Raw genomic sequence first — 6,914 nt, forward strand, 5'->3', positions numbered from 1 at the left:
TTTGAGACATACCCTACTAAGACCGACACAAGACATGGTTGCCAAGAAAATTTTTCAAAACCTGGAAGTGACCAAGGCTTTCATTTCAGATATTTTGGACTTGCCTGTTTTAGAAGTTGAACTTTTGGATGGCCATCAGATTCGTCTCCCAAATGATAATCTTCCCAAGGGTTTTTATACAGTAACGGATATTCTGGTTAAATTGGACGACGGTACTCAGGTCATCATTGAAATCCAGATAGCTAAGCAAAAGACTTTTGTCAATCGGCTTTGGGCTTATATTTGTACGCAGGTACATGACAACATTGAAAAGGTTCGTAAGGAATACGGTCAGACCCATTTCACACATGAGAGGATTTATCCTGTTTACGGTATTGCTCTCTTGGAGAAAAATTATTTCGAAGACGCTAAGCCCTTCCACGTGTTTAGCCTGCGTGAGGAAGAATCAAATAAAGAGCTGACAGTCAGACCAAAAAACAGCTCCAAGAATCACAGCCTCTTGAAAATGGCTTTTCTGGAGTTAGAAAAATACCAGCCCGAAACCATTTCCGACTACGATGTCAAAAAATGGTTTGAGTTTTTCGGCAATCGCAACTTTACTATTCAGCCCGATCAGATTATTTCCCAGGCTGAACATGCCCTAGATTTTACAACCTGGACCAAGGAGGAACAAGATATGTGGGATAAGCAATTGGATAGCCTTGAGGTTAGTTATGCTACATTGGTGACTGCAAAGGAAGAAGGATTTGAAGAAGGATTTGAGAAAGGTCGTGAAGAAGGTCGTGAAGCAACATACCTTCAGCTTGTTCGCCGCTTGGTAGAGAAAGGTATGACCGACAACGAAATTGTTGAGCTAACTGATTTACCCCTCTCAACGATTATTGAACTTCGGCAACAATCAATGGTCTGAAAATATATCAATCACCATTTGTAATGACATTAAGATATAGAGAAATTACCTCATCTTAATAGCTTTTACAACCTGGACCAAGGAGGAACAAGACATGTGGGATAAGCAAATCGATAGCCTTGAAGTCAGCTATGCTACACTGATAACTGCAATGGAAGAAGGATTTGAAGAAGGATTTGAGAAAGGTCGTGAAGAAAATCAAATCACCTCTGCCCGTAATTTTTTGAAGTCTGGTTTTCCAGCGGATGTAATAGCTGAAAATCTAAACCTCCCTCTCGAGCGAGTTCTCCAACTTCAAAGTGAGTTAACAGCAAATTCATAGTCCTATTTCTAATACCAATTTGTTAAAGAAATGTCACACAAAAAAGGAGGTTTTAGAGGATTAGAGATATGGGACAAAAAATAAGGTAGCATGTAAATAGAAAAAGGTTCCAGAGTCGACAGGACTTTGGAGCCTTTTCAAAATATTGTGTGATTGGGCGGTTACTTATGTTTTATTACCAATTGGTCTTGAAAAGAAGGTATAAAAAATATGAAGCGCCAATCATGGTAAGTACAAGACCAGTTGGAATACCTGTACCAACCAAGAAGGAACGGGCGACCATGTCAGCAAGAACCATCAGGATACTTCCAATCAGAAAGGAAGTGGGTAGGCTGTCTTGATGTTGTTTACCGACTACTTGTTTGGCCAAATGACCAGCCAGTAGGCCGACAAAGGCAGTATTGCCAACCAGTAGGGAACTAAGACTGGCTAGGCTTGTTGCTATTAAAATGACCATCAGGCTTTCTTTCTGCCGATCTAGACCTAACCCAGTTCCCAGGCTGGGTTCTAATTGCAAAATATTTAGCCTTGAGAAACGGATGAAGCTCAGCAAGCAGAGGACAAGCAGGGCAGGACCTACTAGGCTGATGGTTTGCCAGTCATCTCCGACATATCTCCCCGTTAACCAACCGATAATGTTTTCCAACTTGTAGCGGTCAAATCGGACCATGAGGCTAATCATACTGCTGGAAAACAGGCTAGCCAGACCAACACCAGTTAGGACCAGTCGCGTCGGTTCTATCCCTCGGTCCTTTTTATAAGCCAGCAAATAGACCAAGCCAGTTGCTAGAAATCCCCCTGTAAGAGCCAGAACTGGCTGTGAAAGTGGAAAAGTTACGTTCCATGTCAGTGCAAGCGTCAGCAAGAGTCCTGCCCCCGCATTGACACCCAATATGCCAGAATCTGCAAAGGCATTACGAGTCAGGGTCTGAAAGAGATGTCCACTAACTGCCAGAGCACCACCAGCTAGAATGGAAACCAAAAGACGAGGCAGGCGGATTTTCCAAAAAATTAACTGGGTCGCTGTATTTGCTTGTCCGCTTAAGGTTGCGAATAAATCTGTAAGCCCAAGTTTACTGTAGCCTACTATTAGGGAGAGCAAGGAAAGGGCGATCAGAAGAAGTAAAAGTAAGAGTAGAATGTCCTTTTTCTTCATGCTTGAAATTCCCCCTTTCGAATGAGCCAGAGAAAGATTGGAAGTCCGACAAAGCTAATCAAACTGCTCAAGGGAGTTTCATAAGGTGGATGGAGAGTTCGACTAATCAAATCAAGCCAAACAAGAAAACCAGCTCCAGCCAAGGATGAGAATGGTAAGATATAACGGTAATCTTTTGGAAGCATGGAAGTCAAGAGGTTGGGGATAATAAGTCCGATAAAGGATAGGGAACCAACTAGGGCGACAGAAGAAGCTGACAAGAGAACAACGATAGCTAGGAAAAAAATGGTCATCTTGTTAGTGTCTTGCCCCAAGGCAGTTGCAACTGTATCGTCCAGACTTAAAATAGTTAAGGAGTGGGCAAAAACTTGTGCAAATAGCAGACCTAGAAAAATGAGTGGAGCTACCCACAAAAGATTGTTCCAGCTAATGCTAGTCAAACTACCAGCTTCAAGACCAACAATGTGGTTAGACAAATCATATAATAGAGCTATTCCCTGTCCCAAGGCCTGTACAAGAGCAGTCACCATGACACCTGCTAAGATCAGTCTGAGTGGACCTTTAGAATGCTTTTTTTCTTGGCTGAGAAAGATGACCAAACTAGCCGAGCAAGCAGCTCCCAGTAAACAGGCAAGAATGCTGAAGAGTTCAGAAGAGTGGGGCCAGAAGACCATTTTCAAAATCAGAAAGAGCCCAGCTCCAGCAGGAATACCCAGTAGCCCAGGGTCTGCCAAGCGATTGCGTGTCACGGCCTGCATGATAGTTCCAGAGGTTGCAAGGCTTGCCCCAACCAACCCTGCCGCTAAAATCCGAGGTAGGCGCAAATCAATAAGGACATCTTGAAGATCTGACTGATGAATGGGATTTTTTAAGACAGAGAGGATTTGGTCATGAGAGTAAGAAATTGCTCCCAAACGAAATCCCCAGTAAGAACCCAGCAAGAGAAGAAAGAGCAGGAGGAAAAAAAGAGGGATAGGCGACAGGCTAACCTTGACGTTAGCTGTAACCCCTTCCCCATTTTTTCTCTCCGAGTGTTTCAAAAACATAGAGAATCAATCCTTATTTTGTGATAGCTGCCTTGAGCACTGTTAGCTGATACTCAAGTGAAATTGGGTCATTGAAGTAGAAGGCCTTGCTATCTACCTTGATGACACGATTATTTTGAACTGCTGGGAGGTTCTTCCACACATCACTATTTAAGAGACTAGCTGCGACACTTTCGTCTTCAACAGCTAGAATGACGTAATCTCCAGCATAGTCTGGTAGAACTTCCTGTGACACAGCAAGGAAACCTGGACCAAAGACTTCATCCTTGACTTTTTGAGGAGCTGCAAAATTTAGTTCTTGGTAAATAATCTCTCCCCCACGTCCCCAGTTGTTACCGAAGAGGTAGAGGTCTTGACCAAGGTAGCCCATAATGGTAAAGGTTGCATCGTCTCCCGTCTTAGCCTTAATTTCCTTGTTTGCACTTGCAATAGTTTCTTTCCAAGTGGTTTGCCATTCTTCAACTGTAGCTTCTTGACCAAAAATTTGACCAAAGACAGTCAAGGTTTCAGTATAGGTATGCTTGCCATATTCAAGTGTGATGGTAGGAGCAATCTCAGCAAGCTGTTCGATTTTTTCATCTGTCGAACCAGTCACGATAAGGTCAGGTTCCAGCGCAGCGATGGCTTCCAAATCTTCGCTAGTAACAGCAGTAGCCCCGCTTAATTTATCAGCAAAGGCAGGATTTTCCAAGTCGTAAGTAGTCGCACCGACCACATCAAAGCCCAGCTGCAACAGATAACCAGTGTTGGCAAAGTTGAGGCTGACCACCTTTTTAGGCTGAGCAGGAATGTCGCCAAAGTAGGCAACTCCTTCAATAGCAGGCATGCTTGAAAGAGCTGTTTGGCTATCCTTTTGGGAAATAGCAGAGCAGGCAGTCAAGGCGATGACTGACAAAACAAGACTGAGAGACAATAGAAACTTTTTCATAAAAACTCCTTTATGTTTATCTATCATTGTGTGCGAGTGTAGGTGGCTAGAATGGGATAACCATAGTGACTGGCTGGTAGAATTTCTGCTTCAATGTCAAAGATTTGTCGCAGATGCTCAACAGTGATAACCTCGTCTACGCTTCCTTTATGAAGGACCTGTCCACCTTTCATGGCTATGAGGCAATCAGAGAAGCGGGTGGCATGGTTGATGTCATGCAAGACCATGACAATGGTTTTGCCGTTTTCTTGATTGAGTTTCCTCAGTAACTGCAAGACTTCTAGTTGATGCTGCATATCCAGATAGGTTGTTGGTTCATCTAAAAAGATGGTGTCCGTATCTTGTGCCAAGGCCATAGCTATCCAAACCCGTTGCCGTTGTCCTCCTGATAGGGATTGGACAGATGCTTGTGCGAATTCCATGGTTTGGGTCACTTCCAAAGCCCAGTCAATTTTTTCTCTATCGAGGTTTGTTAATCTACCAAAGGCATTTTGATGTGGAAAGCGGCCATAAGAAACCAAATCATAGACTCGAATCCTGTCCAAACTTTCCTGTACCTGTGGCAGTAGGGCCAACTGTTGGGCAATTTCCTTTGTCGGTATTTGTTGCATGTCTTTTCCGTCTAAATAGACTGCTCCCCTATCAGCTGGTAAAATGCGGCTGAGACTTTTTAAGAGAGTTGACTTTCCACATCCATTTGCACCAATGATACTGGTGATTTTGCCGGTTGGGAAGTCAATAGATAGGTCAGACAGTATTTTTTTTTGCCCATAAGAAACGGCCAAATCCTTGGCTGAAATGGTTGCCATACGCCCTCCTTTACTCACATAGATGTCCATTATATCATAGTTTTTGGGATTAACAAAGAGTTTTCTGACAATTTTAATTTAATAAGAATGGTTATAAAAAATCCCTATCATAAGGACAAGGATTCTCATTATAGATAATGTTTAGCTACTTCCAAATCTCCGTCATAGGCGGCCTTTTCACCATTGACAATCTGGTAGGCATCAGCTCCCTTGCCTGCGATGATGACGGCATCTTGAGAAGTAGCAGTTTGGCTCATGGCTGTGCGGATAGCTTCTTCTCGGTCCAAGATGAACTCACTTGGTCGGGTCATGTGGGCACGGATTTGTTCAGCGATAGCAGCTGGATCTTCACGGTTGGGGTCATCAGCTGTCAGAATCACCTCAACCTGCGGATAGTCATTGAGCAGCAGACCGAAGTCCTTGCGGCGACTTTCTCCCTTGTTGCCAGGAGCTCCCAGAATCAAGATGACCTTGCCTGTCTGGTGTTCCAAGACGACATCAATTAGCTTCTTGACACTGTCGCCGTTGTGGGCATAATCCACGAAGACCTTGGCTCCGTTCTGCTGGGTCAGGACTTCCATACGGCCAGGGACATTGGTTTGGGCGATTCCTGTGTGAATATCTTCCAAACTTGCACCCAAGCGAAGACAGGCTAGCCCAGCTGCGATGGCATTTTCTTGGTTGAAGCCACCGATGAGCTGGATGTCGTAATGGCCAGCCAATTTGCCAGTCGCTGTGAAGTCAAAACCTGCTGACTGACTAATCTGGTTTTCAGAAGTCGGCCCGTAAAAGTCATGGTCTTTAGAGATGACTTGGTCTTTCACCACTTGAAAATGGTCCATGCCAGCATTGACAATAACTGCTCTGCTATTGTCCATCAAAAGACGCTTGTGATAGAAATAGTCCTCAAAAGTCGGATGCTCAATGGGGCCGATGTGGTCGGGGCTGATGTTGAGGAAGACGCCGACGTCAAAGGTCAGCCCGTAAACTCGCTTGACCAAGTAAGCCTGGCTGGACACCTCCATAATCAAGTGGGTCATGCCGTTTTGGACCGCCTCCGCCATCATGGCAAAGAGGTCCAGGCTTTCAGGCGTGGTCAGGGTGGACTTGAAGAAGGTCTTGCCGTCCAGCGTGGTGTTCATGGTCGAAAGCATGGCAGGCTTGTGGCTCTGTTTGAGAATGTTAAAAGCAAAATAAGCCGCCGTTGTCTTACCCTTGGTGCCGGTGAAGGCCAGGAGTTTGAGCTGTTTCTGGGGATGACCATGAAAATCCATAGCAATCAGGCTCATAGCCTGCTTGATGTCGTGGACAATGATAGCAGGAATACCGACTTCATAGTCGATTTCAGACACGTAAAAAGCCAGCCCAGCCTCGATAGCTTTTTCTAAAAATTCCTTCTTAAAGGCCAAACCCTTGGCAAAAAAGAGTGTCGTTGGGCTAACAGTCCGGCTGTCATAGCTGAGAGCGTCAAACTGGACATCCGTCCAAGTGCTGTCAGTCTGATTATTCTGTTTGATATGGCGGAAGTTGTCATCCGCTTTTAAGATGTCTAATACTTGTTCAATTTTTATCATGCTTCTATTGTAAACCTATCTAGTGGTTTTTACAAGTCGGGACTTTGTATCGTCATTTAGACAATATGTAAAGACCCCCAGTTGAGAATTCGTGGATTTACCTGTACACTAGAATAAAAAAACAATCAACTTCTAACAGGAATTATCACACTCAATTGGAGGTCTTATA

At 44.2% G+C, this 6,914-nt stretch carries 7 protein-coding genes; 2 read left to right on the forward strand and 5 right to left on the reverse strand.

Going from position 1 to position 6,914, the window contains the following annotated elements; genetic code table 11:
- Window position 1 precedes the first annotated feature (1 nt).
- Window positions 2-910, forward strand: coding sequence for an Rpn family recombination-promoting nuclease/putative transposase (locus C1E99_RS09705; protein ID WP_153060183.1), 909 nt, complete (start codon window positions 2-4; stop codon window positions 908-910).
- 94 nt (window positions 911-1,004) lie between these two features.
- Window positions 1,005-1,232, forward strand: a complete 228-nt coding sequence (locus C1E99_RS09710; RefSeq protein ID WP_105207418.1) for a hypothetical protein — start codon at window positions 1,005-1,007, stop codon at window positions 1,230-1,232.
- Between the two features lie 175 nt (window positions 1,233-1,407).
- Here C1E99_RS09710 and C1E99_RS09715 read toward each other — a convergent pair whose 3' ends face one another.
- From C1E99_RS09715 to C1E99_RS09735, 5 genes are all read right to left on the reverse strand, one after another.
- Window positions 1,408-2,388, reverse strand: coding sequence for a FecCD family ABC transporter permease (locus tag C1E99_RS09715; protein ID WP_105207419.1), 981 nt, complete (start codon window positions 2,386-2,388; stop codon window positions 1,408-1,410).
- Entirely contained in the window at window positions 2,385-3,434 is a 1,050-nt protein-coding gene (locus tag C1E99_RS09720) for a FecCD family ABC transporter permease (RefSeq protein WP_105207420.1), read from the reverse strand. The genes C1E99_RS09715 and C1E99_RS09720 overlap by 4 nt, the downstream gene beginning before the upstream one ends.
- Window positions 3,435-3,447: 13 nt before the next feature.
- Complete coding sequence (locus C1E99_RS09725) at window positions 3,448-4,362, reverse strand: iron-hydroxamate ABC transporter substrate-binding protein (protein ID WP_105207421.1); 915 nt, start codon at window positions 4,360-4,362, stop codon at window positions 3,448-3,450.
- A 23-nt stretch (window positions 4,363-4,385) separates the two neighbouring features.
- Window positions 4,386-5,171, reverse strand: coding sequence for an ABC transporter ATP-binding protein (locus C1E99_RS09730; protein WP_105207422.1), 786 nt, complete (start codon window positions 5,169-5,171; stop codon window positions 4,386-4,388).
- 128 nt (window positions 5,172-5,299) lie between these two features.
- Window positions 5,300-6,745 (reverse strand): UDP-N-acetylmuramoyl-L-alanyl-D-glutamate--L-lysine ligase, encoded by a 1,446-nt coding sequence (locus C1E99_RS09735; RefSeq protein WP_105207423.1) that lies wholly within the window; start codon window positions 6,743-6,745, stop codon window positions 5,300-5,302.
- Window positions 6,746-6,914 lie beyond the last annotated feature (169 nt).

Source organism: Streptococcus suis (genome assembly GCF_002964045.1).
GTDB lineage: Bacteria > Bacillota > Bacilli > Lactobacillales > Streptococcaceae > Streptococcus > Streptococcus suis_U.